The following is a 25454-nucleotide window of genomic DNA, read 5'->3' as shown; positions in this document are numbered from 1 at the left end:
ATCGGGAACGCTTATGGTGGTAGTTGAATCGGCCGGGATGACGGATGTGGGCTGCAAGCGGGCGGGCAACGAAGACAGTTTTTTTGTCAGCGATGACCTGAAACTGTACGTGGTCGCCGACGGCATGGGCGGTCACCAGGCGGGCGAAGTGGCCAGCCGCGTGGTCATCGAAACCATGAAAAGTTACATGGAGCGGTTTGCAGACGGTGCCGAGGTCGAGGAACTGGCGGACACGGACACGGGCCTGACCCGGGAATCCAACCGGATGCTGGCCGCCATTCAACTGGCCAACCGAAGTGTTTTCAGCATCTCCCAAGCCAGGGACGCCTGCCGGGGCATGGGTTCCACGGTGTCTGCGGTCTGGTTTACCGACGATTCCTTTGTGGCGGCCAATGTGGGCGACAGTCCCATCTACCTGATTCAGGGAGATTCCATCGAACTGCTTTCCGTGCCCCATACGGTTCTGGCCGAGCAGGCGTCCATGGCCGGCGACGATGAGGTCCAGATTGACGAGAAATTCCGGCACATGCTGACCCGGGGCATGGGCGTGGCCGAAACGGTGGACGCCGATATCTGTGAGAACCAGTGCTACAAGGGCAACACCTTCGTCATCTGCTCGGACGGGCTGAGCGACAAACTGAGCCCCGATGAAATTCTTCTGGTGGTCAAGGACGAACATCCTGAACGGGCCTGCCGCCGGCTGATCGACATGGCCAAGGAACGGGGCGGGGACGACAACATCACCGTGATTGTGGTCCGGGTGAAAAAAATGAAACGCGCATCCCGCGGAAGTCTGATTTCAACGTGGTTGAAAAAAATCAGCGCACGGCTTCAGGGGTAAGAATGATGGTCTCGTAAAAAGTCAATGTTTGGACGGCTTCGTAAAATGTTCGAGATCAAGGCTTGCGAAGCCCGAGGAATGAGGCGTACTAAAGGGTACGCCGCAGTGACGAGGGCTGACGCGTAACGCAGATATCGGACTTTTTACGAAGCCGTCAAGAATACAATATCATTCAAAGAGAGGATGACATGCCGATTCTTCAACTTCAGTTCAAGGACAAGATCATCAGCAAATACCGGCTGGAAAAGGGCAAAAGCCTGACCATCGGCCGGCGTGAAAGCAACGATATCGTCATCGAGAACGTGTCCGTTTCCGGCAAACACGCCAAGGTGGAAACCACCGAAGGCGGCGGATTCATGATTATGGATCTGAACAGCACCAACGGAACCTTCGTCAACGACAAAATGATCACCACCCACCCCCTCAGGCACGGGGATATCATTTCCGTGGGCAAGCACCGGCTGATTTTTGGTTATGTGAAAGGTGAAAAACGTCCTGACAACGAGGGCAAGGAAGACGAAGAAGGCTGGATGGAAAAAACCATGGTGCTGGACACCGAAGAGCACCGCGACATGCTGGCCCGGACCGCCTCGGATATGAAGACACGGATGCCCGCGGGCAAGATGGGTGTGCTGTCGTTTCTGAGCGGCGGGGAAGGCGAACTGACCCTGGCCAAGAAACTGACCAAGATCGGCAAGGATCCGTCCAGCGACATCGTGGTCAAGGGGCTCACCGTGGGCAAGGTGGCCGCCACCATCAGCATGATGCCCGGCGGGTATCAGTTGAGCTATGTGGGCGGCATGGCCAAGCCCAAGGTCAACGACAAGACCGTGAAGGAATCGGTGAAACTCGAAGAGTTTGACACCATCACCCTCGGTCCGATGAAGGCGACATTTATTTTAAGGGGATAGACGGCGATGACGATCAGAACGGGAAAAACGACCCTGGCGGTCCTGTTGGCCGCCCTTGTGATACCTTCAATCTGCCCGGCCGGGGATTTTCATGGAAAAATCGTCAAAAGCCGGGGCGAGGTGCTGATTCGCAGTCAGAACGGGGAGGAACGTACGCCCGAGGTGTCGGACTACATTGCCGTCACCGATGAGGAAATCAACACCCATGAAGGGGGACGGGCCGTGGTCACCTTCACCAACGGGTCCGTCACGGTCATCGGCGAGAACAGCCGTCTGGGCATCGAAAAACCCACCTTGTTCGCCCAGCTCAAGGGGAAAATTCTCTTTGCCTTTGCCCGGGATACCGGGCCCACCCGGATGGTCCGGGCACCCTCGGCGGTGTTCGGGGTCAGGGCAACCTCCTTTGTGGTCGATGCCGGCGAGGACGGGGACACCCTTTCTCTCAAAGAGGGAAAGGTCCACGTGGAGGCCCCCCAGGGCGCCTTCGAGATTCACCGGAAGACCGAGGAGGATGAGCTTTCAGCCTTCAAGGCCGAGATGGAGAAGGGGGTTGCCGATATGAAACAGGAAGGCGACGCCTTTATCCAAAAGGAGAAGGATGATTATGTGGCCTTCAAGAAGTCCTTTCTCCTCGAGGCCGATCAGGTGATCCGCATCCGGGGAAACCGGGTGGACCAGCGGGGTATGGCCCCGTCAGACAAGGCGGTGTTCGAGGATCTCGAGGGCTTTGCCGGAGAATTTCTCGATGCCTATCGCCATGACGCACCCGAGGGCGCTCAATGATGTTTTCCCTTCAGGGTTCCAATTCCTGCTTGACATCGTTTTTGGGTTCGGATAGACAGGTTCGAGTATCCCGGTAACACCGGAAACCCTGAGTTTCCGTAAATCTGAGTTTTACTTTCCTGAGTTATGTTACAGGCAAACGCCACCCAGACTCTTCCGGGGGGCGTTTGCTATTTATGGGAGGCAAAAAACACGGTGGCGACCCTTCTTGTGATCGACAACTACGATTCGTTCACCTTTAATCTGGTCCAGATGTTCAGGCAGTACGATCTTGCCGTCAAGGTGTACCGCAGCGACCAGGTGTCGGAACGGCAGGTTCACATCATCGACCCCGATTACATCCTGATCAGTCCCGGCCCCGGCAACCCGTCCCAGGCCGGTGTCTCCAAGGCCCTGATTCGCACCTTTTACAAGGAAAAACCCCTTTTGGGGGTTTGCCTGGGCATGCAGTGCATCGGCGAGGTGTTCGGCGGGCAGACCGTCCGCGCCCCGGTGCCCGTCCACGGCAAGACCAGCCTCGTTACTCATGACGGTCAGGGGTTGTTCAAAGGGATTCCTTCGCCCTTTACCGTGGCCCGTTATCACTCCCTGATGATCGAGCCGCCGGTAGACCCCCGGGGCCTTCGGTTCAACGCCCACTGCGACGGGGGCCGGGTGATCATGGGTCTTTATCACGAGACCTATCCCCTGTTCGGGGTTCAGTTTCATCCGGAGAGTTTTCTGACCGACCACGGATTTACCATGATTGAGAATTTTTTGCGCAGCGGCCCCCTGACGGTCGAACTTCCTCAAGCCCCATAAAGGATGTGCCATGGATCTGCTTAAACGACTGGGAACCCTTCGGGGTGTTCATCAGGAAGACCTCGCTCTCAATGAACCCTTCATCGATTTTGCCGCCCGGTTTGCCGACCGGCCGGGTACCGTCTGTCTGATGAGCGGGGGGGACCTGGACTGCGCTCGGTATCATATCCTGGCCACCCGGCCTTTTTTATCGCTGTCGGCCCGGGGTACGGCCGTCGAGCTTTGCGCGTTGGGCCAAACCAGCCGCATCGAGGTCGATCCCTTCGATGCCTTGCGCCTGGTTCTCAACCATTTCAGGATGTCCGACCCGGCCCTGCCCGATCCGGTGGCCGCCGGTCTGTTCGGGTATCTGGCCTATGATCTCAAGGACCGGATCGAGCGGCTGCCCCGGACCGCCGTCGATGACCTGGGCCTGCCGTCCCTTTTTATGACGGCACCTTCCGTTCTGGTCATCGAAGACAAACTGGAGAAGCGGACCCGGCTTTGCGTCCCACTGTTCGATCAGGGTCAGGATGGGGATCGTGAGGCCGCCCGGCGTTATGTGGATGAAGGGCGCCGGAAAACCGGCGGTCCGGGTGGCGCCTTTCATGGGGACGGCTCCTTCCGTTCCAATTTTGATCCGCCCGCCTACATGGACTGCATTCGAAAAATCAAGGACTACATCGCCGCAGGCGATATCTATCAGGTCAATATGTCCCAGCGCTTTGAGACCCCGTTTGCGGGAGACCCCTTTGCCTTGTTCAAGGCTCTTTATCACAAAAATCCGGCCCCGTTTTTCGCCTTTGTTCATGCCGGGGACCATGTGATCGTGTCGACCTCGCCGGAGCGGTTTATCACGCTTAAGGGGCGGCATGTGGAGACCCGGCCCATCAAGGGGACCCGGCCCAGGGGCGGCAACCCCGGCGAGGATGCCCGCCTGCGGCAGGAATTGGCCGAAAGTCCCAAGGACGACGCGGAACTCAGCATGATCGTGGATCTGATGCGTAACGATATCGGCAAGGTCTGCGAGGGCGGCTCGGTCACGGTCCGGGAACATAAACGGGTGGAGGCCTATGCCAATGTCTACCACCTGATTTCCATTGTCGACGGGGTGCTCGATCCCGGGGTCGATGCGGTGGATCTGATCCGGGCGACCTTTCCGGGGGGCTCCATCACCGGCTGTCCGAAAATCAGGTCCATGGAAATCATCGATGAACTGGAAACCCGAAGGCGTCACATTTACACCGGCTCCATCGGCTATATCGGATTCAACGACACGCTGGACCTGTCCATCGCCATCCGGACGGCCACGATCGTCAACGGCCGGCTGGTCTTTTCCGTGGGCGGGGGAGTGGTGTACGATTCGGACCCCGAGGATGAATATCACGAAACCCTCCATAAAGGCCGAACCCTTATAGATACCCTGTCTGCGTCGGGGAAAGACGGTGCCGCGGTCCCGTGGGTCTGGATCGACGGGGGATTGAAACCTTTGGATCAGGCCCTGTTGCCGGTGGCCGATCCCGGGGTGCAGTACGGCCATGGCTTTTTTGAAACACTGAGGGCGGACGCGGGCCATATCCGTTATCTGGAGGGACATCTGGCCCGTCTCGAACGGGCCTGGCGGGATTTTTTCCCCCGTCCGTTTCCCGAGGTGTCCTGGCCTCTGGTTATCGATCAGGTGATCCGGGCCTGCGGACTCTCGGAGCAGTGCGCCGCCGTCAAGATCATGGCCCTAAGGGGCCGTCGCACCGAAGCCCCCTGGGACGACCATCTGGTGGTATCGGCCCGGCCTTACACCCATCGGTTGGCGGCTTTGTCCAAGTCCGGCCTGGATCTGGTCACCTGGCCTCATCGGCGACACAGTTTTCTCGCCGACTACAAGTCCATGAATTATCAGTATTATTATCTCGCGGGCATCGAGGCCCGGAAGGCGGGGGGAGATGAAGCCATGATCCTCAACGCGGACGGCAGCGTGTCGGAAACCTCAACGGCCAATCTGCTGACGGTTCGCGGAAAAGAGGTGGTCTGTCCGGCCTCGCCCCATGTTCTTGCGGGAGTCATGGAGCAGCAGGTGCTGGATCTGATGACACATAGGGGCTACCGCGTGATCCGACGCCCGCTGTTTCCGGAGGACCTGTCGGATGAGGTTCAGGTTCTGCTGACCAATTCACTGATGGGGGCCGTTCCGGTCCTGACCGTGGACGGCCGGAAAACAGCCGACGCGTCGGCCCTCTGCGCGGCGCTCAACCGGGCTCTGGCCGACATCCCCTGATGTTTGACGGCGTCGCCGTGTAAAGACAAAAAAAAGGGTGGCCCGGCCTGAGCCGCAACCACCCGATAACATCCGGATGCGCCGGGCGGCGATTCGCCCCTGCGATCCGGACGTTTATGATCAATGCCATCACTAGCTCCCTTGGTATAAGCTAACCATTGGCGGCCTTGGCGGCCTGCACAGGGTTAAATCATCGATGTTGAAGAAGGATGGCACCCAATCATTTCAAGGTTGATCCGATTATAGCACCGGCCTTTTTCAGCGATCAACATTGGTCAAAGATAATTTGTATGAACGTTGTTATATAGCTGAAATATAAAGAAATCATTTGCTATTTGGGTGGTTCGGCCATGTCGGCGGATTGGGTTTCGACATGGGTCGTGATGTCGTCAAACACCGGAGACGCCACCCCGTAGCGGAAGATCTTGCACAGCATGGCGGCCAGGCGATGCACGTGCTTTTCGATGTCCGCCCGGCTTCGTCCCGGATAGTTTCGAAAGGTCATCATGATGCCGTTGAGCGAGGCATAAAGGACATGGGAAAACAGTCGGTTACCGGTGTGAAATCCCGCCTTTTCGATGACGGCATCGATTTTGTTGAGCAGGGACCGCTGAACCTCGTTGTATCGTTTGAGCAGATCCGGACTCATTTTACCCTTGATCATCAGGTAGCTCATCATCTGGAAGGTCGGTTCGCTTTTAAGCAAATGGCTGACCAGGGCCGTGGCGAAGGATTCCATGGTGAACTCCCCGGGCCCCTCCATGGTTTTTTCCAGCCATTGTTCGATGGTGGTCAGGTCCTTGATGAAGGCCTCGACGAAAAGATCTTCACGGCTGGGGAAATACCGGTACATGGACGCGGGGGACACCCCCACCGCCGCGGCGATGTCGCGTACCCCGATTTCATCGAAGGGTTTTTTGTTGAAAAGATCCAGGGCGGCGTCGATCAGAATTTCCTTGCGTGCCTCGCGCTCGCCTTCCTTGAGTTTGGAAAATTTTGAATTCGCATACATAAGAACCGTCCTGTTGTGTTGTCGGACCATGATGGTGACGCGCCTGAAACGCCCTCAACTCCCGGATATGACATGCCGGACTCGGATCATGATGGACAGGAAAACGATCGTTTATTGCGATGGGGAGGCGCTGCCGTCTCGAAACGCCAAAAAAACGCATGGAGCGTCAGTGTCAGACACGTGCCGCGATCGGGGTCGCACGCGAGGTGTCGATGCCGGACATGTTAAACGTTTCACGTATCATACCAGAGAACCCGACCCATATCAAGACCATTCCCCGTGACCGGCAGGGCAATCGCATGTACTATTCGTTTACGTTCACGTTTACGAGCACGAGCACGGCAGGTCGAGACCGGCTCGACCGTCCCATCCCGTGCCGGTTGAATCATCAGACGGTTGCGTTCAGGTGTGCCGGCAACCATCGTGAACGTGCTCGTGCTCGTGACCGTAAACGTGAACGGCATGATCCGTTCCGCAGGAAGAGGCTCATGTGTTTTAAAGACCATACATGCGATTGCCCTGCCGTGACCGGTGCCTGTCGATCTATAAGGTTGATGAACTCGTAAAACGTCATCACATGACGGCAAAGAAAAAAGTTCGCGCTTACGGCGTCGCGAATCCCGAGGAATGAGACGTACTTAGGGTACGCCGCAGTGACGAGGGATGAATCGCAACGCAGAAATCGGACGTTTTACGAAGCCGTCAAGGTTGCATATCCCCCGGAGAACGGGTAATATCAAAAAATATTTTTTGACGTTTCCGCATTGGGTGGAAACAACCGGGAACACCTAAATGGCGGGGTTTGATGTGCAACAGTTAAAAGGGTTTCAACGGACATTTCTCAAGGGGCTGGCCCATGCCCTCGAACCGGTGGTCTATATCGGCCAGAACGGGATTACCGAGGCGGTGGAACGATCGATCAACGAGGCGCTCGACGCCCATGAGCTGATCAAACTGAAGTTCATCGAATTCAAGAAGAAAGAGCAGAAAGACCAGATCGCAAAAGGCATCGAAGAGAGAACCGGATGCGAACTGGTGGGCATCATCGGTCATATCGCCATTTTTTACCGTCGCCACCGGGATGTGAAAAAACGACGTATCCGGGTTCCCGTCCGTGAAGACTGAAAAGGAGCCCGGATCCGCCGGCCGGAGCCGGTTGTTTATTTCGAGGCGTTTTTGCAGGCTTCATCGAGACGGGCTTTCAGGTAGGTGACCACGTCTTCGTCCCATTCCTCCAGATCGAAACAGTAACCGTCATCGCCGCCCAGACCCTGGGGAATAAGGTCTCCCCGTTCTTCCGGGTCGGTCAGAAGATCCTCGTAAAAACAGATGGACAGCCAGCGTGCGTCGGGGTCATCGTCGATCACATCGAGCATGACGAACAGGTCCCGGTCCTTCTGGCCGGCATGCCTGGCCCGAAGCGAATAACTCACTCCGGCCCGGCCTTTGAAGGCGTAAGTCACATCGTTCATCATCGCGAGATGATCCTTGAGTTCGATAAAGGCTTTTCTGGTCTGCTGCTCATTGTCCGTCCAGGTATCGAGAAGGGCGTTGACGTCGGACAGAACATCCTGGGGCATCATGGTGGACCTCCTTGGCATTGAATGTGGAAAGGCTGTACGATTAAAAAAAACGACTATAGGAAAACGGGGTCGGCCTGTCAAGCCGCAGTAAGGTGAGACAGCAATTCGACATTGTAGGAAATGTGAGACGATATGACACCGGAACGTTTTGAAAAAATCAGAGAGGTATTATCCCGACGCCAGATGGATCTGACGGTGCTGATGGAGCATGTGGGCACCCCGCACAATCTGGCGGCCATCGCCCGGACCTGTGATGCGGTGGGGATTTTCGAGGCCCATGCGGTGACCGACATGACGCGCATCGAACTTCGCCAGAGGGCCGCCGCAGGCAGCCGGAAATGGGTGAACATTCGAACCCACGGCTCGCTCGAAGGCGCCATCGACACCTTGAAAGAGCGGGGTATGCAGATCCTCTGCGCTCATTTCGATGACGCTTCCGTCGATTTCAGGGCGGTGGATTACACGCGGCCCACGGCCATCGTGCTCGGGGCCGAGCTGGAAGGGATTTCAGGCGAGGCCCTTTCCCGATCGGACGGCAGCATCATGGTGCCCATGCTGGGGATGATCCAGGCCCTGAACGTGTCCGTGGCCGGCGCCCTGATTCTCTACGAGGCCCAGCGCCAGCGGATGGCTGCGGGTCTGTATGACACCCGTCACATGGATGAGGCCACCTTTGCGCGTTTGTTGTTTGAATGGGGGTATCCGAGGCTGGCACCCTTTTACCGAAAGAAAAAACGTCCCTATCCGGCTTTGGATGAGCGCGGGGCCATCATCGGGTCGGCCGGGGCCGCCTCCCGATGAAGGCGCCCCCGGCACGAAAAGAATCACATCAGTTGACCGTGAAGGCGACCGAGGCGATTTCGTTGCCGCCCCCGTCTGAATCGTTCAGGCGGAAATCGTAGGCGCCCGGCTGGTCCGGTGCCGTGAATTCCAGAACAAATTCGGTTTTTCCCTGGACATACTGATAGCTGATGTCGTTGTCGTCGTTTCTTTCTTCACTGCCGTGGGGGATGTCGGCGGGGACAATGCCCACCCAGGCGTTCGAGGCAAAGGGCACCGAGGTCTTGACGGTCAGCCAAATCCGTTCACCCCGGGCGAAACGGGTTTTGTTGAGAACGAGGCTTCCAGTGGCCGGGACCACGGTAAACGAGACCGATGCCAGTTCGTTCCCGTCGTCGTCGGAATCGTTCAGGCGGAAATCGTAGGATCCGGGTGCGGCGGGGGCGACAAACTCAAGCACGCCCGACGACTTGCCCGACAGATGCTGATAGGTGACATCGAACTCGTCGTTTCTCGCCTCGCTGCCGTGGGGGATGTCCGAGGGAATGATGCCGATCCAGGCCGAGGGGCTGAGATTGGGCGGGGTGCTGAAGGTGACGCTGATTTTTTCTCCGCTCCGGTATGTTGTCTTGGCGAGGGTCACGCTGCCCGATGCCGGGGCGACCGTGAACGTGACCGAGGCGATTTCCGTCCCCTTGTCGTCGTTGTCGTGGAGTCGCATGTCGTAGCTGCCCGGCCGGGTCGGCGCGTTGAAGGTCAGCGTACCCATGGGCTTGCCGTCCAGATACTGATAGGCCACATCGTGATCGTCGTTTCTCTCCTCGCTGCCGTGGGGAATCTCAGACGGCACGATGCCCAACCAGGCCTTGCCGGTGAGGGGGGTGTGGGCCGTGAAATGAACCTGGAACACTTCCCCGCTGATCAGGTCGGTTTTCGGAAGGGTCAGGGTGGCGGCTCCCCGGGTGACCTGAAAGCTGACCGAAGCCACCTCCACCCCGTTTTCGTCGGTGTCGTGCATCCGGAAATCGTAGGACCCGGGGGTGCCGGGAGCATAGAATTCAAGATCGCCGGTCCGGGCCTTGTTCAGATACTGATAGGATACATCGTGCTCATCGTTGACCGCCTCACGCCCATGGGGCACATGGGAGGGGATGATACCGATCCAGGCGTTGTCCGAGTATGCATCCGGGGTGCTGAAATGGACCCAGATCCGTTCTCCGGAGGTGAAACTGTTTTTTTGGAGCGACAGGGCCCCGCTTTTCAGCCGGGTCGGGGCTTTCGCCGCCGTCGGTGCCGGAGGCACGGTTTTCTTGACATTCTGAAAGGCGGTCCTGAAAGCGCCCAGGTCGTCGACGGGCTGGTAGGTGCCTTTCCCGGCGGCGGCGATGCATTCGAGTTCCTTGCGGGCACGGGCGTCCACGTCGAAACCGATCACATGGCTGATAAAGGGTTTGCCCTGAGCCATGTAGGCGGTGATCAGGGCGCAGGGATCGGCGTCGCAGGATTCCTTGCCGTCGCTGACCAGAATGATGCTGTTGCTGTCGTTGGGCTTCTTATCGAGAATGGCCGCCGCCTTTTCCAGACTCAGTGTGATGGGGGTTTTCCCCATGGGTTTGAGGTTCCGGATGGTGCGGACCAGGAGGTCATGGTTGTTTTTTCCCAGGGGGACCAGGTACTCCACATCCTTGCAGTCATCCCGGTGACGATGGCCGTAAGCGACGAGGCCCACATTCATGTCCGCAGGCAGGGTTTCTATGTAATCACAGAGCACATCCTTGGCCATGTCCATCTTGACCGTGTCGTCGATGCGCCCGCGCATGCTTCCCGAGGCGTCGAGAACCAGAAGGGTGTTGGTTTCAGCCAGGGCGGTTTTCACCGGAGCGAGGACAAGGACCGCAACGACAGCTGCAAGGGCAACAGGGATGATGGCTCCCTTTCGAAAAAAACGGACAGACATGATTCCTCCTTCACTTCAATTGATCATGGATCGGTATGGTATGAATGGGCATGCACACCGGACGGCGGCATGCTTGGAGTCTACAAGGAGTTTACAAAAAATCAAGATATATTGACTTTTTTGTTCAAACGTGACGAATTTAAGGTCTGTTGCACCAGCCAACCGATTTAGTCTCTATAACCCTGAGCCAGGAGTGTTTCCATGTCACACCATCACGATCATGATCACCATCACGGCCACGACCATGCCCACGAACACCGTCACGGCCATGCGCACGGCCATGACCACGGCCACAGCCATCCCCATGAACACCGTCATGCCCATCCCCACGACCATGAACATCTTCACGATCACGGCCATGACCACACCCATGATCAGGCCCACGACCACAGTCATGTGCACGATCACCCCCATGATCATGACCATGATCACGGCCACGCCCATGACCACGGCGGCGAGGCCCCGACCTGCGTCCATAGCCATACGTCCGGCGCCATGCCCTTTGATCAGCAGCTGCGGACCCTGTTTGCACACTGGGTCCGTCACAACGACAGCCATGCGGGGACCTATACGGACTGGGCGCTCAAGGCCCGGGCCCAGGGCATGGAAAAAACAGCGGTTCTTTTAGAAGAGATCGCCGACATGACAGCGGCCCTGAGTCGCAAGATCGACGAAGCGGCCCGGTCTCTGGATTGACTGAAACGGTGAATACAACGAGGGCCATGAGCGAGGACAACCACCCGCCGGACGGTCTGTGTCCCTACGACCGTCTTCATATCTATTACCTGAGCGGCTGCGCACGGACCGCGGATCAGGCCATGGGCCCGGATTTTATCGGCAACTGGGTCGAAGACGGCTTTTCGTTCCTGTTTTTTTCCCAAAGCGCCGATGACCGGGTCGCCCAGGTGACGGCCGGACAGCCGGAGCTGGTTCTCCTGGATCGCTACACCATGGGCTATGAGGAATGGTTGGGGGAAATTCCGACCCCCTTTGATATCGGATCGTTCACCGTGTCGCCGCCCTGGGTTTCGGTTAATCGCCTGCTTTTGCCGGGTTTCGGAGCCCGTCATATCGTTTTGGACCCCGGGGTGGTCTTCGGAACGGGGACCCACCCGACCACCCGGGACTGCCTGGAATTGATGGAGGCGGTTCTGCCTCCCCGGGGGGTCGAGCGGGTTCTGGATCTGGGCTGCGGCACGGGGCTTTTGTCCCTGGCGGCGGCCCGGCTGCGCTGCCGGAACATCCTGGCCGTGGATTTCAACGCCCTGGCGGTAGAAACGACCTGGCGCAACGTTCTGCTAAACGGGCTGGATCATCGGATCCTGCCGGTCCGGGGGCTGGCCGAAGAGATGGTGAACATGAAAGCCGACCTTCTGATCGCCAACATCCATTTCGATGTCATGGTAAAAATTCTGAACGAGCCGGGCTTTCTCGAAAAACCCTATTTTATTTTGTCCGGTCTTCTGAGAACCCAGGCGAGGGCGGTGGAGGCCATGCTGGCCGATCTGCCGGTGACCCTGCTCGAAATCCGCAGTCAAACAGGTGTCTGGCATTCGTTTCTGGGGAAAAGCCGTGGGGCGATAGACTTTATTTGAGCAATGGGGATGAACCCGCTGAGGCATCTTTGGCCTTGCGGTTTTCGAGGATCGACTGAATGTCCATGTCGAAGGCCACGCCGATGCCGTTTGTTTCCTTCCGGACGATTTTTCCGGTGACCCGGATGTGCCCCTGGGAATTGGGAAGGGCGAAGGTGAGGGTGATCTCCGAGCCTTCGGAGAACGGTTCCCGTGTTTCGATGAAGACCCCTTCGGAGCTGATGTTGTTGATGTAGCCGTTGTAGACCCTGTCGCCGACCACGTAATCCACCGCCATGAAATAACTGACGCGGGGAGCACGGCGCTTTTTTTCGTGCTCTTTTTCCTCGACGATTTTCAGCAGGTCCATGATTTCGCCCGGAGACATTTTCAGGATGATGGAGATCAGCCGGCTTGTGGCGGCTGACACCGTCATTTTCGTCGATTTGGCATCATGTTGTGCGTGAACCATTCCTCGGCATCCTTCGTGTTAGGTCATGGGAAAAGGGCGTTGATAATGTCTAAACAACCATGAAATCCATACAAAAATCAAGTTATTTGTCGGCCGCATCCGGGGCGTTTGAGGAATCGGATTCCCAATCACGGGGTTCTTCCAGGCTGATGCGGCCGATTTTGCCGGATCGGAGATCCAGCATCAGGGCGAGGGCGGCCTTGTGAAGATCCACCCGGCCGCCCCGGATCAGGCAGCCCCGTTTGCGTCCCACGGCATCAAGCAGGGCCTGGGCCGAGTCGGGAAGCTGTTTGAACCGATACCGGTCCATGAGGGCCCCGGGGTAACGGTCCAGCAGAAAGGCCCCGGTGAATGCGGCCACATCCTCGTAATCCATGGCCGTGTCCCGGATGGCGCCCCCGGCGGCCAGGCGGTAGGCGCCCTTTTTATTTTCAAGATTGGGCCAGAGAATGCCGGGGGTGTCCAATACGTCCATGGCGTCTCCGTCCACGGTGATCCGGACCGTCTGGGGCCGGCGCGTGACGGCCGGCTGGTTGCCCACCTTGGCCAGGCGTTTGCCGACCAGGGTGTTGATCAGCGTGGATTTACCCACGTTGGGTATGCCCACCACCATGACCCGGACCGGCCTTTTGGGCGGGATCTTAACCCGTTCACGGCACATCACGGGCAGAAAGCGGGACAGGGTGTGGTCATGGGCTTCCACCGAAAGAGCCCGGACGGACCGGTCCGATTCCATGGACCCGATCCACAGGGCCGTGACCGCCGGGTCCGCCAGGTCGGATTTGTTGAGCAGCCGGATGCAGGGTTTGTCCCGACGCAGGTCGTCGAGAACCGGATTCCGGCTCGAGGCGGGCAGACGGGCATCGAGCATTTCGATGACCACGTCGATCCGGCCCATGGCTTCGGTTATTTCGTCCCGGGCCTTTTTCATGTGGCCGGGGTACCATTGGATGCTCATCGCAGTATCCTGAGTCATAATCATAAAACGTGGAAACACAGCGGTTATACCATGAACGTTACGCCTGCGACAGGCTAAAAATGAGAGACTTGAAAGATTGGAGAGATTATGGCAAGTAAAACCATTCGAAAACAGTCCGTCCGGACGGGAGGCTTCATGATCAACAAAATCATTTCCATCAGTTTTCTGACCTTCATCGCGGTCACGTCGGCCCTGATGTTTCTGCTCGCCCTGTGTGTCTACCTTCTCACCGCCTTGTTCGATCGGCGGCTGGTTCTGCTGCACCAGTTCTCTTCGTTCTGGGCCGCCATGTATCTGTGGGTGATGCCCGCCTGGACGACCACCGTGGAGGGCAGGGACCGAATCCGGAAAGGGGCGACCTACGTGGTGGTGTCCAATCATCAGTCCCAGCTTGACATCCTCATGGCCTTCAGCTTGTTTTTCCCGTTCAAATGGGTGTCCAAGGCCGAAGTGTTCAAGCTGCCCTTCATCGGCTGGAACATGGTCCTCAACCGCTACATCAAACTGTACCGGGGAGAAGGCGAAAGCGTCAGGCAGATGATGGCCCTGTGTGAACAGACTCTGGCCCGGGGCAGTTCGGTTTACTTTTTCCCCGAAGGAACCCGGTCCGAAACCGGCGTGATGAGACCCTTCAAGCCCGGGGCCTTCATTCTGGCCCATAAAATGAAAGTGCCTGTCCTGCCCATCGCCATCAACGGCACCAAGCACGCGCTGCCCAAGAACAGCGTGAATTTTCACGGGCGGCATCATCTGCGTATCCGTGTTCTTGACGAGATTCCCTATGCCGCTTTTGAGCATCTGAGCGTCGAGGATACCGCGGCCATGGTCCGGGAGACCATCTCCCGCTATGTGGACGAACATGCACCCGGACGGGAGATGAACTAAATGAAGGTGATGCAGCCCCATATCAGGCATGAGATCCGTCAGGCGGGCCTCCGTGAATCCGTCGAAGAAACTCTGGACCTGATCGTCGAAGCCCCCCTGACCCTCCGGATACAGGGACGGCCCCATACGGTGATCATGCGGACCCCCGGTGACGAGATCGCCCTGGCGGCGGGGTTTTGTCTGGGCGAAGGCCTGCTTTCTTCCCCGGAGGACATCGAGGCCCTGTCGTACGGCGCGGACGGCACCGATACGGTGGACCTGTCCCTTTCTCCCGGTCGACCGGTTCCCCAAAACGATGCCGTGCCCCACATCGGTCAGGCCGGAGGGGGGCTTCGGGCGGATCACAGGACCGTGATTCCCATCGGCCCGACGCCGCCTCTCGATCTGGGGTTGCTGTTCACGGGACTTTCCGCGCTGCCGGATTTCCAGCCGGTGCGAACCCTTACCCGGGCCGCCCATGGTGCGGCGCTGTTCGACGGGGAAGGGCAGGTTCTGGCTTCGGCGGAGGATGTGGGACGGCATAATGCCCTGGACAAGGTGATCGGCAAAGCGCTTCTTGAAAAAAAATTGGGTCGGGTCGCCTTTCTGGTTCTCTCGTCGAGAATCAGCCTGGAATTGGTTCAAAAGGCAGCGATGGCTCGTATACCGGTTGTCGCGGCGGTGTCCCGGCCTACGGCCACGGCGGTGGCCCTGGCTAAGCGGCTTGACATGGCACTGGTCTGCCGGGGTGGTCCCGAACGACTGTTCGTTTTTTGCGGAAACCAGAGGCTGAATTAGAACAGACGACCACCCCTGCCCCGGGGTTTTTCTCGGGCAATCTCTTAAGTATCGAATTTATCAGATACAATTTCCCGCTTGACCCGGAAAGTGTCGGGTGCTAAGAAACAAATAAACATAATCCTAACAAAAACAGGAATTGATCAGACGTCTGATATCACATGAGTAAGGATACCGGGGGTGGTGTGCATGGCATTTGAATCGAAAAGCGGCAAAAGCGACAATGAGCGTAAGGACAGGAAACAACCCAAGGGATGTTACTGGGAGTGGCTGGTGGACGCCCAGATCAAAACCTTTGAAGCCTGGAACAAGGACCGGAAAAACTGATTTTCCCAGTCCCCGACTCCAAAGAAATCATCCGGCGTTGCGTGCGGCCATCAGTTCATCCCGGGTGATGATGGACACCACGTCCGTCACATGCGCCTTGATATTCTCCACGCCTCCCTCCTGACGATCGATCAGGCAGACCACGCGTTCCACCACCAGGCCCTCGGCCCGGGCCCGTTCGATGGCCTTGATCGTCGATCCTCCGGTGGTCACCACGTCATCGATGATCACCACGCGGTCCCCTTTTTTCATATCCCCTTCCACCCACTTGATGATGCCGTGATCCTTCTGCTCCTTGCGGATCGAAAAGGCGTTGACCGGGTCGTTTTTGAGGCCCGAGGCAAAGGCGGCGGCCACGGCGATGGGATCGGCGCCGAAGGTCAGTCCGCCGACGCCGGCCACCTTCAGGTCGCAGATGGCTTCGTAGACCAGATGACCTGTCAGGAACATGCCCCGGGGGTTCAGGATCGTCGGTTTGCAGTTCACGTAAAAATGACTCATTTTCCCCGAGGCCAGTTTGAACGACGGCGTGTCGGAATACTTGAAGGATTTTTCGCACAAAATTCGAATCAGTTCCTGTTTCATGAAAGAACTCCTGAAAATTTTTGGTTTGATTTCGGCCCCTGTTCCAAAGAATAGGTTGATTTTGTTATGATAAGAGTATAAACCTCCACTGAAGGAAGAAGCCTGTTATGGGATTTCAGTGGAGGTTTCGTGTAAGGAAAACCGATGGCGGCACTCCTTGACACACGAGCCCATATCAGCAATAACAGAGCAGGTCAATCCTAAACATCCTTCGGGGGAGGGGATGCGCCAGACGTCCTTTTCCGGTGAGACCGCCGCGATCGTCCGACAACTGATTGAAGAACCAGGCCGATATGGATAAGATACAGAAAACGAATCCCATTGTGAGAATGTTCCATGTCCACAAACGGTATGGGGCCAAGCACGCCCTGGCCGATGTGACGCTGGATATCGACGCCAACGAATGGGTGTTCATCACGGGTCCCTCGGGGGCCGGGAAGTCCACCCTGCTTAAGCTTCTGTACCGGGGAGAAAGCGTTTCCGAGGGCCAGATTCTGGTGGACGGGGCCAATCTACTGAGGGTCGGCTCCCGCCAGGTCCCCATGCTTCGGCGGAAATTCGGCGTGATCTTCCAGGATTTCAAGCTGATCCCCACCAAGACCGCCTTTGAAAACGTGGCTCTGGTTCTGGAGGTGATCGGCGAAAAACCCGCGATGATCCGGAAGAAGGTCAACAGTGTCCTTCGAAATGCGGGCATGGAAGACAAGATGAACAACTATCCGCCGAGTCTGTCCGGCGGTGAACAGCAGCGGGTGGCCGTGGCCCGGGCCATCGTGGGTGATCCGAAAATCATTCTCGCCGATGAACCCACCGGCAGTCTGGACTCCAAATCGGCGGAGATTATCATGGATCTGCTTAAGGGCTTTCATGCCCGGGGGGCCACCATTATAATTGCAACCCATGACAAGGAAATCATTGAATCCACAAGACGGCGGGTCATCTGCCTGGAAAACGGACGGGTGACGGCGCCCGACCCCAAGGTGGTGACCCTGTGATGGTCCGGGTCGCCCTGAACGCGTTTACCTATCGTTGCATGAGGGACCGATGATCTTTTTTTTCAAGCGGGCCATCAAGGATATGGCCGACAACCCCTTTCTCCATGTGGTGACCATCATCACCATCGCCCTGTCCATCCTGATCGCCAGTGCCGTCTACCTTTTGTTCTCCAATGCCGGGGATGTGATGGACGGCTGGAAAACGGGCATCCGTATCATGGCCTACGTGAGCCCCCTTTCCGGTGAACAGGAGCTGTCCGAGGCCCGTCGGGCCATCGAGGCCATGAACGGCGTCAAATCGGTCCGCTTCATCTCCAAGGAGGAGGCCCTGGACGAACTCAAGGAGCAGATGAAGCGGCAGATCTCCCTGATCGAGAATCTGGACAGGAATCCGCTGCCCGACGCCTTTGAGATCCAGATGGAACCGTCGGGGCAGACCTGGGAGAAAATTGAAACCCTGGCGGCCCATGTCGAGGCCCTGGCAACGGTCACCGATGTGGAGTACGGCCAGGCCTGGCTGGGGCGACTGGCAAATATCTTCAACCTGTTCCAGTTTATCGGGGCCACCATGGGGATTCTGTTTTTCATGGTGACCGTGTTCATTATCGCCAACACCATCCGTCTGGCCCTGTATTCCCGGCGGGAGGAAATCGAGATCATGCGTCTGGTCGGCGCCACCGACGCGTTTATCAAGATACCGTCCTACATGGCCGGACTGATTCAGGGCGGCCTGGGCGGCTTGATGGGCCTTCTGATCCTGTTTATTTCCTATCTGGCGATTTCGGCCAATATCGAGCAGAATTTTGCCTCCTATGTGGTGACGATCCGCTTTCTTTCCGGTAAGGCGATTCTGTGGATTCTGCTGTACAGCATTTTTGTCGGATGGTTGGGATGCTTTCTTTCGCTAAAACAGTTTCTGAAAAGCTATTAGCCGTCTGGGTCGTCCTGGCCCTCGTCGGGCTTTCCTGCGGTGCGTCCCTCGCCGACGAGGGGGCCGTGGAAAAGGGCGTGGTGGTGCCCCGGTATCTGAATGTCCGGGAGAAACCGGACAAGGACAGCGACAGCCTGAATGTTCTTGAGAAGGACCAGGTGATCCGGATTGTCCGGCATACCGGCAACGGATGGCTGGAGGTCGATCTGGACGGAATGCGGGGCTTTGTCCGGAACCGGAAACGCTACATCCGCCTTTTCCGTGAAAAGACCAAGCAGAAGGTCCGGACGGCTGCGGCGGTGACCGCCCCTTCGGACACGCCGAGCAGCGTGGAACGGGAAATCGAACAGCGGTCCAGGGAAATCGAGGCCATCGGTTCGAAAATTGAGCAGCACCGGAACGACATCAGGGCGTATACCGAGAAAGAAGCCGTGATCCTCAATGGGCTCAACGACCTTGACCGGACCCTCGATGCCTCCCGCAGAAAGCTTTCGGCCACCAAAGACGAACTGGACCGGCTGGAGGCTGAAATACGGATCAACACCCATGCCCTGGACGATTTGAACCGGGTCATCGCGGCCAATGAACAGTACATCGCCCGTCGTCTTGCGGCCCTTTACAAGCTCAATCAGGTCGGGAAAATGAATGTCCTGGCCTCGGCCGATTCGGTCTATGAACTGATCAACCGAAGGCGGGCCATGGAATTCATTCTCACGGCCGATGACCGGGTGCTCAGTGATCATCTGGCCAATGTTTCCCGTCTGACCGAATTGAAAACCCGATTGTCCGAACAAAAGAGCGTGAATCTTTCCCTGACCGAGGATTACGGCCGTCAGATCGCCGTCATCGAAAGCAACCGCCGCAAGAAAACGGCGTTGCTCGACGAGATCCGGAAAAAGAAAAGCCTGGGGATGGCGGCCATCCAGTCCCTGGAAGAGGCGGCGCGGGAACTGGACCAGACCATCCGTTCCCTGGATCAGGGGTTTGAGCGGTCCCACCGGGGTGTGGCCGGCGACCTGCCGTTCACCGCACGAAAAGGGGTGCTGAAGATGCCGGTGACGGGTGATGTGGTCAGTTTTTTCGGGAAGACCAAAGACAAAACCTTCAACGTGGAAACCTTCCACACCGGGATCAAGCTCCAGGCCGACCGCGGGGAGCCCATCCAGGCCGTCGGAAGCGGTACCGTGCTGTTTTCGGACTGGCTCAAAGGGTATGGAAACCTGATTATCATCGATCATGGCGACAACTATTACTCGCTGTATGGACACACCGAAGAAGTCTTCAAAAAGAAAGGGGACCGGGTCGAGGACCGGGAGGTCATCGCCACCGTGGGGGATACCGGTTCCCTGTCGGGCCCGGCCCTGTATTTCGAGATCCGTCACCGGGGTGATCCGGTGGACCCCATGGCCTGGTTCAAGAAAAGCTGACCTCCTCCCCGAACCTGCTGATTGAAAGGATGAAACCGTGATGAAGAAGTTTGCCTGTTCTGTCCGAAGAACCTTGCCGGCCTTGGGCCTGGCCGTGGTCGTGCTGTTTTCTCCCCTTTCGGTCCGCGGTGAAACCGATGAGGTCTACCGGAATCTCGTCATTTTTTCCGATGTGATCGGCGAGATCGAAAAAAATTACGTGGATCCGGTGACGACGGACGTGCTGATCAAAAAAGCGGTTCAGGGGATGGTTCGCAGTCTGGACCCCCATTCGGCCTATCTGAGTCAGGATGAATACGACGCGCTTTCCGAAGACACCAAGGGCGAGTTTTCCGGGATCGGCGTGGTGCTGACCATCAAGGACGATATCCTGACGGTGATTTCCCCCATCGAAGGCACGCCGGCCCACCGGGCGGGGATTAGGGCCGGCGACGTGATTGTGCGGATCAACGGTGAGTCGGCCTACGAGATGTCGATCAACGAAGCCGTCAATCGCATCAAAGGCGTCAAGGGCAGCCGTCTGACCCTGACCATTCTCAGGAAAGGGGGCGGCGACCCCATCGATATCGAACTGGAACGGGACGACATCCCCCTGGAATCGGTCAAATCCATTCTTCTTCCAGACGGGAACGCCTATGTGGCCATCTCCAATTTCAATGAAAATACGTCGCGGGATCTGATCAAAGCCCTGGATGAGCGGGAAGCCGAGCGCGGCGGGGTGTTGGCCGGTCTGATTCTCGATCTTCGCGGGAATCCTGGGGGCCTTCTCGAGCAGGCCGTGGCGGTGGCCGATGTGTTTCTCCGGGAAGGCACGGTGGTGTCCATCCGGGGCCGGGAGGGGCGGGAACCCCAGGTCTGGGGCGCCGGTGACGGCAAACACGTCCGGGACTGCCCCATGGTGGTGTTGATCAACGGCGGCAGCGCCAGCGCGTCGGAGATTGTTGCCGGGGCCCTGCAGGATCATAAACGGGCCCTGATTCTGGGGACCCGGTCCTTCGGCAAGGGGTCGGTTCAGAATATCAAGCCCCTGGGCGACGGCTCGGCGTTGAAACTGACCGTGGCCAGGTATTATACCCCCAGCGGACGGTCCATCCAGGCCGAAGGCATCCGGCCGGACATCGAGATGGCCTTTGCCCGCCTCAAGAAAGAGAAGGCCGTTCAGTCGATCAAGGAAAAGGACCTGAAAAATCATCTCAGCTCCGGAATGCCGGAAACCGTCGGAGTCCAACCCGATCAGGATGCCCTGGAACCGGATACCGGTATCGTCAGGCGGGAGTCCCTGACCATGAGAAAAACCCCCGAAGCCGCAGGGGCCCGGATCAAGACGCTGACCCGGGGCACGCGTATCAAGGTTCTCGAGCAGATGGGCGACGACTGGCTGAAGATCAACCACGACGGGGACACCGGCTACATCCGGGCCCTTGAATCGGATCTGCTGCTCGAAACCGATGACAGCGTGTCCGATGAATTCGGCGTGCTGGTCCGGGAGAAGCTTCTGCTCGACAACCAGGTGAAACGGGCCCTGGAGCTTCTGATCAGCCACCGGATTTTTTCCGGTATCGGCGGATGACGCCGGGCGTTTTTTAAGGTGATTAAGGTTGAAAAATGATATCGGGTACTGTAAAACCATGTTTCCCGAACGCGAATAGGCGGCATGGTTTCAAATGAGCAGACGACAGACAGATAATGCGAGCCCGGCCGGTACCAAAGGCCGAAACCCGAAAAGTAAAACGCAGCGGTCCCGCCGGGCGTCCGGAGAACGGCCCCCGGCTTCGAAGGAAAAAGGAAAGAAACCGGGGGCTCAGGCGCCGTCCGGTCTGCGTCGGGTGCTGCCGACCCTGTTCGGCATGGTTTTTCTTCTGCTCATCGGGACGGCGATCGGCTGGGTGATGCACGGACCGGGCGGTGACGGGGTTCCCGAATCGCCGCCTGATCGTCCGACCTACGAGGTCTTTCCCGATGAAGAGCCCGAGGACCGGCAGGTGACCGTGCTGCCGTTTCCGGATCGCCCGCCCGCCCTGCCCCGGGTGGCGGTGATTATCGACGATATCGGCTACAACCGGGTGCTCGCCCGGAAACTCATTGATCTGGACCGGGCCCTGACCTTTTCCGTCCTGCCGCAAAGTCCCCACTGCCGGGAGATTGCGGCCGAGGCCTATGGGAAAGGTCTCGAGATCATGCTGCACCTGCCCATGGAGCCCATGGAGTACCCGCGGGTCAACCCCGGTCCGGGGGCCCTTCTGGTGTCCATGGAGGTGGACCGGATGATCGATCTGCTCTACGACCATCTGGAAGAGGTGCCCTATGCGGTCGGGGTGAACAATCACATGGGCTCGCGGCTGACGACCGTGTCCACCCGGATGTACCAGATTTTTACGGTGCTCAAGAAAAAAGATCTGTTTTTTATCGACAGCAGGACCTCGGCCCAGTCCCTGTGCAAGCCGTCGGCCCGTCTGCTCCAGATCGCGTTCGGAGAACGGGACGTGTTTCTCGATCACAGTCTGGACCGGGCTACGATCCGCAAGCAGGTTGGCGCCCTGATCGAGGTCGCCCGGCGAAACGGCCAGGCCATCGGCATCGGCCATCCCCATGCCGAGACCTACGAGGTCCTTCGGGATGAACTGCCGGAATTCCGGAAAAAGGTCCGGCTGGTACACGCCTCGGAGCTGGTTAAACCCCTGGGGTGAGGGCCGGGCGGCATTTTGAAACGGGCCAGTATTTTTTCTTGACAATCGGGGAAAACAGTCTAAAATAGTTAGGTTTTTAAATCCGAGGCGTAATCGGCCTGATACTTAGCAAAAACGGGAGATTAAAGATGATGTATGCTGTGGTAGCAACCGGCGGAAAACAGTATAAAGTCCAGGAAGGTGAGATCCTGCATGTGGAGAAGCTGGAAGGTGATGTGGGGGCCGAGGTTTCCTTTGATCGCGTTCTGATGTTTTCCGATGGGGAGACTGTTTCCCTGGGCCGGCCCGTGATCGAAGGGGCGCTGGTCAGTGGACATATTGTTGAGCAGGGTAAAGAGAAGAAGATAATTGTTTTCAAGTACAAGAAACGCAAACGGTACCGCCGGAAACTGGGGCATCGCCAGATGTTCACCGCGGTGAAAATCGACAGCATCAAGGCTTAGACCGTTTCCATGGGCCGTACCCGGACGGGGCGGTTCGGCGTGAATGACAGGATTTTAAAGGAGTTCTCAAGATGGCACATAAGAAGGCGGGCGGGAGTACCAAAAACGGTCGCGACAGTAACGCCCAACGACGCGGAATCAAACGATACGGTGGAGAGTCGGTGCTGGCCGGCAACATCCTGGTGCGCCAGGTGGGCACGTCCATTCATCCCGGTAACAATGTGGGTGTGGGAAAGGACTACACTCTTTTTGCAAAAATTGACGGCGTTGTCACCTATGAACGTTTCGGCCGCAAGCGCAAAAAGGTGAGTGTTTATGCGGCGTGAAATTCATCGATGAAGCAATCATTACTGCCCAGTCCGGTCACGGAGGCAGAGGCTGTGTCAGCTTCCGGCGCGAGAAGTTTATCGAGCGCGGCGGACCGGACGGCGGCGATGGTGGTGACGGCGGCAGCGTCATCCTGAGAGCTGTCGCCGACCTGAGAACCCTTTACGAGTTCCGCTACCGCAAACAGATCAAGGCCGAGGACGGCGGATCGGGTTCAGGACAGCAGAAGCACGGTAAAAATGGGGCCGACGTCATCGTCGACCTTCCGGTCGGTACGGTGGTGACTAACGTCGAAACGGGTGAAATCATTCATGATTTCACGGAAGCGGGCGAAGAGTTCGTTCTGGCCTGCGGCGGGATGGGCGGGCGCGGCAACAAGCGGTTCGCCACATCGAGGAACCGCGTCCCGCGATTTGCGCAGCCCGGAGAACCCGGTGAACTGCTGGAATTGAAACTGGAGTTGAAACTGCTGGCGGATGTCGGGATCATCGGCTTCCCCAATGCCGGGAAATCCACTCTGATCAGCGTTATTTCCTCTGCTCGGCCCAAAACGGGCGACTATCCCTTCACAACCCTGACCCCCAATATCGGCATGGTTGTTCACGATTGGGGCGAACCCTTTGCCGTGGCCGACATTCCCGGCATCATCGAAGGTGCCCATGAAGGCGTGGGGCTGGGCATTCAGTTCCTCCGGCATGTGGAACGCAACAAGTTTCTGCTGCATCTGATCGACGCCTCAGCCATCGATCCCGCCGACCCCTTGAAAACCTATCAGGCCCTGAACCGGGAACTGGCCTTGTACAGTCCGGTTCTGGCGGAAAAAGAGCAGCTGGTGGTGCTCAACAAAATGGATATTCCGGGAACGGTTGAAAAAGCCGATCTGTTTCAGGATGCGTTGGGAGACCTTCCGGTGATGCGGATTTCCGCGGCCACCACGCGGGGGATTGACCGACTCAAGGCCAGGCTGGCCCAAATGGTGATTGGTCATGAACAATGAACCCCGACGACTTCCGTCCGTCAAGCGGCTGGTGGTCAAGGTGGGCAGCGGTGTCCTCACCCAGGACCTGGGTCTGAATCTTGACGTCATTGCCTCGCTGGCCCGCCAGATCAGCGCCCAGATGGATCTGAAACGGGATGTGATCCTGGTGTCCTCCGGGGCCGTGGCTTCAGGTGTCAAAAAAATCGGACTGCCGGGGCGTCCCGATAAAATGCCGGAAAAACAGGCCGCCGCCGCCATCGGCCAGGCCGGTCTGATTCTGGAATACGAAAAAGTGTTCGCCCGTTACGGTAAACATGTGGCCCAGATCCTTCTGACCGATGATGATCTGAGCAACCGGAAACGGTTTCTGAACGCACGGAACACGCTGAACACCCTTTTGACCTGGGGCGTTCTGCCCATCATCAACGAAAACGACACGGTGGCCGTCGAGGAAATCAAATTCGGCGACAACGACAGTCTGTCCGCACGGGTGGCTCTGCTTCTTTCGGCGGATCTTCTGATCAATCTGACGGACATCGACGGCCTGTACGACAAGGATCCCCGGCGTCATACCGATGCCCGGCGGATCGGCGTTCTCTCCCGGATCGGCAAGCACGTCGATGCCATGGCCAGCGATATTCCCGGAGCCGTGGGCACCGGGGGCATGCTGACCAAGATCCGGGCCGCCCGGAAGGTGACGGCCGCCGGCATTCCCATGATCATTGCCTCGGGCAAGGACGACGCCATTTTGGACGACCTGTTCGCCGGAACGGACAAGGGCACGTTCTTTGCCCCGAAAACAGAGAAACTGACCAGCCGAAAAAGCTGGATCGCCTTCAACGCCCGGCCCGCCGGTGCCCTGATTATCGATGACGGGGCGAAAAGCGCCATGCTCACCGGCGGTAGAAGCCTTCTGCCCAGCGGTATCGCCCGGGTTGAGGGCGATTTTTCGGTGGGCGCCCCCGTGGAACTCCGGGGCCTTTGCGGCACGGTGCTGGGCATCGGGCTGGTCAATTACAGTTCCCAGGACATCGATCGGATCAAGGGCCTCAAGACCGGTCAGATCGAGAGCCGGCTGGGACACAAGGAATACGATGAGGTGATTCACCGGGACAATTTCGCCCTGACCTGCGATTGATCCTTTCCC

At 57.9% G+C, this 25454-nt stretch carries 28 protein-coding genes; 21 read left to right on the top strand and 7 right to left on the bottom strand.

The features are described from left to right. Positions 1-13: 13 nt before the first annotated feature. From ACYQ11_RS08640 to pabB, 5 genes are all read left to right on the top strand, one after another. Positions 14-841 carry a PP2C family protein-serine/threonine phosphatase gene (locus ACYQ11_RS08640; protein ID WP_459923375.1) on the top strand — a complete coding sequence of 276 codons (828 nt, stop codon included), beginning with the start codon at positions 14-16 and terminating at the stop codon, positions 839-841. 188 nt (positions 842-1029) lie between these two features. Further along, positions 1030-1752 carry an FHA domain-containing protein gene (locus tag ACYQ11_RS08635; protein ID WP_459923374.1) on the top strand — a complete coding sequence of 241 codons (723 nt, stop codon included), beginning with the start codon at positions 1030-1032 and terminating at the stop codon, positions 1750-1752. A 6-nt stretch (positions 1753-1758) separates the two neighbouring features. After that, on the top strand, positions 1759-2535 hold the full coding sequence (locus ACYQ11_RS08630) for a FecR domain-containing protein (RefSeq protein WP_459923373.1): 777 nt from the start codon (positions 1759-1761) through the stop codon (positions 2533-2535). Positions 2536-2730: 195 nt separating this feature from the next. Continuing rightward, positions 2731-3336, top strand: coding sequence for an anthranilate synthase component II (locus ACYQ11_RS08625; protein WP_459923372.1), 606 nt, complete (start codon positions 2731-2733; stop codon positions 3334-3336). A gap of 10 nt (positions 3337-3346) precedes the next feature. Continuing rightward, complete coding sequence (pabB, locus tag ACYQ11_RS08620) at positions 3347-5587, top strand: aminodeoxychorismate synthase component I (RefSeq protein ID WP_459923371.1); 2241 nt, start codon at positions 3347-3349, stop codon at positions 5585-5587. A 331-nt stretch (positions 5588-5918) separates the two neighbouring features. Here the strand turns inward: pabB and ACYQ11_RS08615 are convergent, their stop codons facing one another. Further along, positions 5919-6599, bottom strand: coding sequence for a TetR/AcrR family transcriptional regulator (locus ACYQ11_RS08615; RefSeq protein WP_459923370.1), 681 nt, complete (start codon positions 6597-6599; stop codon positions 5919-5921). 807 nt (positions 6600-7406) lie between these two features. Here ACYQ11_RS08615 and ACYQ11_RS08610 point away from each other — a divergent pair. Beyond that, positions 7407-7724, top strand: a complete 318-nt coding sequence (locus tag ACYQ11_RS08610; RefSeq protein ID WP_459923369.1) for a YhbY family RNA-binding protein — start codon at positions 7407-7409, stop codon at positions 7722-7724. Between the two features lie 35 nt (positions 7725-7759). Here the strand turns inward: ACYQ11_RS08610 and ACYQ11_RS08605 are convergent, their stop codons facing one another. Continuing rightward, positions 7760-8182 (bottom strand): hypothetical protein, encoded by a 423-nt coding sequence (locus tag ACYQ11_RS08605; RefSeq protein WP_459923368.1) that lies wholly within the window; start codon positions 8180-8182, stop codon positions 7760-7762. Between the two features lie 132 nt (positions 8183-8314). Here ACYQ11_RS08605 and trmH point away from each other — a divergent pair, with 132 nt between their 5' ends. Continuing rightward, positions 8315-8983, top strand: a complete 669-nt coding sequence (gene trmH, locus ACYQ11_RS08600; protein WP_459923367.1) for a tRNA (guanosine(18)-2'-O)-methyltransferase TrmH — start codon at positions 8315-8317, stop codon at positions 8981-8983. Positions 8984-9011: 28 nt separating this feature from the next. Here the strand turns inward: trmH and ACYQ11_RS08595 are convergent, their stop codons facing one another. Next, positions 9012-10919, bottom strand: a complete 1908-nt coding sequence (locus ACYQ11_RS08595; RefSeq protein WP_459923366.1) for a vWA domain-containing protein — start codon at positions 10917-10919, stop codon at positions 9012-9014. A 204-nt stretch (positions 10920-11123) separates the two neighbouring features. Then, a complete protein-coding gene (locus tag ACYQ11_RS08590) occupies positions 11124-11402 on the bottom strand; it encodes a hypothetical protein (RefSeq protein ID WP_459923365.1) in 279 nt (92 codons plus the stop codon). A gap of 12 nt (positions 11403-11414) precedes the next feature. On the opposite strand from ACYQ11_RS08590, the gene ACYQ11_RS08585 reads away from it, so the two are divergent. Together ACYQ11_RS08585 and ACYQ11_RS08580 are read left to right on the top strand one after the other, a co-directional pair. After that, positions 11415-11615: a DUF8180 domain-containing protein gene (locus tag ACYQ11_RS08585; RefSeq protein WP_459923364.1), complete on the top strand. Its 201-nt coding sequence runs from the start codon at positions 11415-11417 to the stop codon at positions 11613-11615. 26 nt (positions 11616-11641) lie between these two features. Then, a complete protein-coding gene (locus ACYQ11_RS08580) occupies positions 11642-12514 on the top strand; it encodes a 50S ribosomal protein L11 methyltransferase (RefSeq protein WP_459923363.1) in 873 nt (290 codons plus the stop codon). Here ACYQ11_RS08580 and ACYQ11_RS08575 read toward each other — a convergent pair. Both ACYQ11_RS08575 and ylqF read right to left on the bottom strand, forming a co-directional pair. Then, positions 12507-12965, bottom strand: coding sequence for a PilZ domain-containing protein (locus ACYQ11_RS08575; RefSeq protein WP_459923362.1), 459 nt, complete (start codon positions 12963-12965; stop codon positions 12507-12509). The two genes, ACYQ11_RS08580 and ACYQ11_RS08575, sit on opposite strands and share 8 nt — an antisense overlap. A gap of 82 nt (positions 12966-13047) precedes the next feature. Continuing rightward, entirely contained in the window at positions 13048-13923 is an 876-nt protein-coding gene (gene ylqF / locus ACYQ11_RS08570; protein WP_459923361.1) for a ribosome biogenesis GTPase YlqF, read from the bottom strand. Positions 13924-14031: 108 nt separating this feature from the next. Between ylqF and ACYQ11_RS08565 the strand changes: the two genes are divergently transcribed. From ACYQ11_RS08565 to ACYQ11_RS08555, 3 genes are all read left to right on the top strand, one after another. After that, positions 14032-14829, top strand: a complete 798-nt coding sequence (locus ACYQ11_RS08565; RefSeq protein WP_459923360.1) for a lysophospholipid acyltransferase family protein — start codon at positions 14032-14034, stop codon at positions 14827-14829. After that, positions 14830-15606 carry a formate dehydrogenase accessory sulfurtransferase FdhD gene (locus ACYQ11_RS08560; protein WP_459923359.1) on the top strand — a complete coding sequence of 259 codons (777 nt, stop codon included), beginning with the start codon at positions 14830-14832 and terminating at the stop codon, positions 15604-15606. A gap of 189 nt (positions 15607-15795) precedes the next feature. Next, positions 15796-15933, top strand: coding sequence for a hypothetical protein (locus tag ACYQ11_RS08555; protein ID WP_459923358.1), 138 nt, complete (start codon positions 15796-15798; stop codon positions 15931-15933). Between the two features lie 27 nt (positions 15934-15960). Here ACYQ11_RS08555 and pyrE read toward each other — a convergent pair whose 3' ends face one another. Continuing rightward, complete coding sequence (gene pyrE, locus ACYQ11_RS08550; RefSeq protein ID WP_459923357.1) at positions 15961-16518, bottom strand: orotate phosphoribosyltransferase; 558 nt, start codon at positions 16516-16518, stop codon at positions 15961-15963. A gap of 293 nt (positions 16519-16811) precedes the next feature. Here pyrE and ftsE point away from each other — a divergent pair, with 293 nt between their 5' ends. The 9 genes from ftsE to proB all read left to right on the top strand — a co-directional run bounded on the left by ftsE (position 16812) and on the right by proB (position 25445). Next, a complete protein-coding gene (ftsE, locus tag ACYQ11_RS08545; protein ID WP_459923356.1) occupies positions 16812-17513 on the top strand; it encodes a cell division ATP-binding protein FtsE in 702 nt (233 codons plus the stop codon). 49 nt (positions 17514-17562) lie between these two features. Beyond that, complete coding sequence (gene ftsX / locus ACYQ11_RS08540; protein ID WP_459923355.1) at positions 17563-18444, top strand: permease-like cell division protein FtsX; 882 nt, start codon at positions 17563-17565, stop codon at positions 18442-18444. Beyond that, positions 18405-19871: a peptidoglycan DD-metalloendopeptidase family protein gene (locus ACYQ11_RS08535; protein ID WP_459923354.1), complete on the top strand. Its 1467-nt coding sequence runs from the start codon at positions 18405-18407 to the stop codon at positions 19869-19871. The genes ftsX and ACYQ11_RS08535 overlap by 40 nt, the downstream gene beginning before the upstream one ends. Before the next feature lie 40 nt (positions 19872-19911). Beyond that, entirely contained in the window at positions 19912-21441 is a 1530-nt protein-coding gene (locus tag ACYQ11_RS08530) for a S41 family peptidase (RefSeq protein WP_459923457.1), read from the top strand. A 94-nt stretch (positions 21442-21535) separates the two neighbouring features. Next, positions 21536-22558: a divergent polysaccharide deacetylase family protein gene (locus ACYQ11_RS08525; RefSeq protein WP_459923353.1), complete on the top strand. Its 1023-nt coding sequence runs from the start codon at positions 21536-21538 to the stop codon at positions 22556-22558. A 131-nt stretch (positions 22559-22689) separates the two neighbouring features. Then, positions 22690-23001 carry a 50S ribosomal protein L21 gene (gene rplU / locus ACYQ11_RS08520; RefSeq protein WP_459923456.1) on the top strand — a complete coding sequence of 104 codons (312 nt, stop codon included), beginning with the start codon at positions 22690-22692 and terminating at the stop codon, positions 22999-23001. A gap of 71 nt (positions 23002-23072) precedes the next feature. Beyond that, positions 23073-23327, top strand: a complete 255-nt coding sequence (gene rpmA / locus ACYQ11_RS08515; RefSeq protein WP_459923352.1) for a 50S ribosomal protein L27 — start codon at positions 23073-23075, stop codon at positions 23325-23327. Beyond that, the gene (gene obgE, locus ACYQ11_RS08510) at positions 23324-24325 is read left to right on the top strand and encodes a GTPase ObgE (protein WP_459923351.1); all 1002 of its coding nucleotides are present in this window, start codon (positions 23324-23326) and stop codon (positions 24323-24325) included. The genes rpmA and obgE overlap by 4 nt, the downstream gene beginning before the upstream one ends. Continuing rightward, on the top strand, positions 24315-25445 hold the full coding sequence (gene proB / locus ACYQ11_RS08505) for a glutamate 5-kinase (protein WP_459923350.1): 1131 nt from the start codon (positions 24315-24317) through the stop codon (positions 25443-25445). Before obgE ends, proB begins: the two co-directional genes overlap by 11 nt. Positions 25446-25454: the final 9 nt, after the last annotated feature.

This window comes from Desulfatiferula olefinivorans (assembly GCF_054657895.1).
Note: the sequence above shows the minus strand (reverse complement) of the source record. Positions and strands in the feature narration are given on the sequence as shown.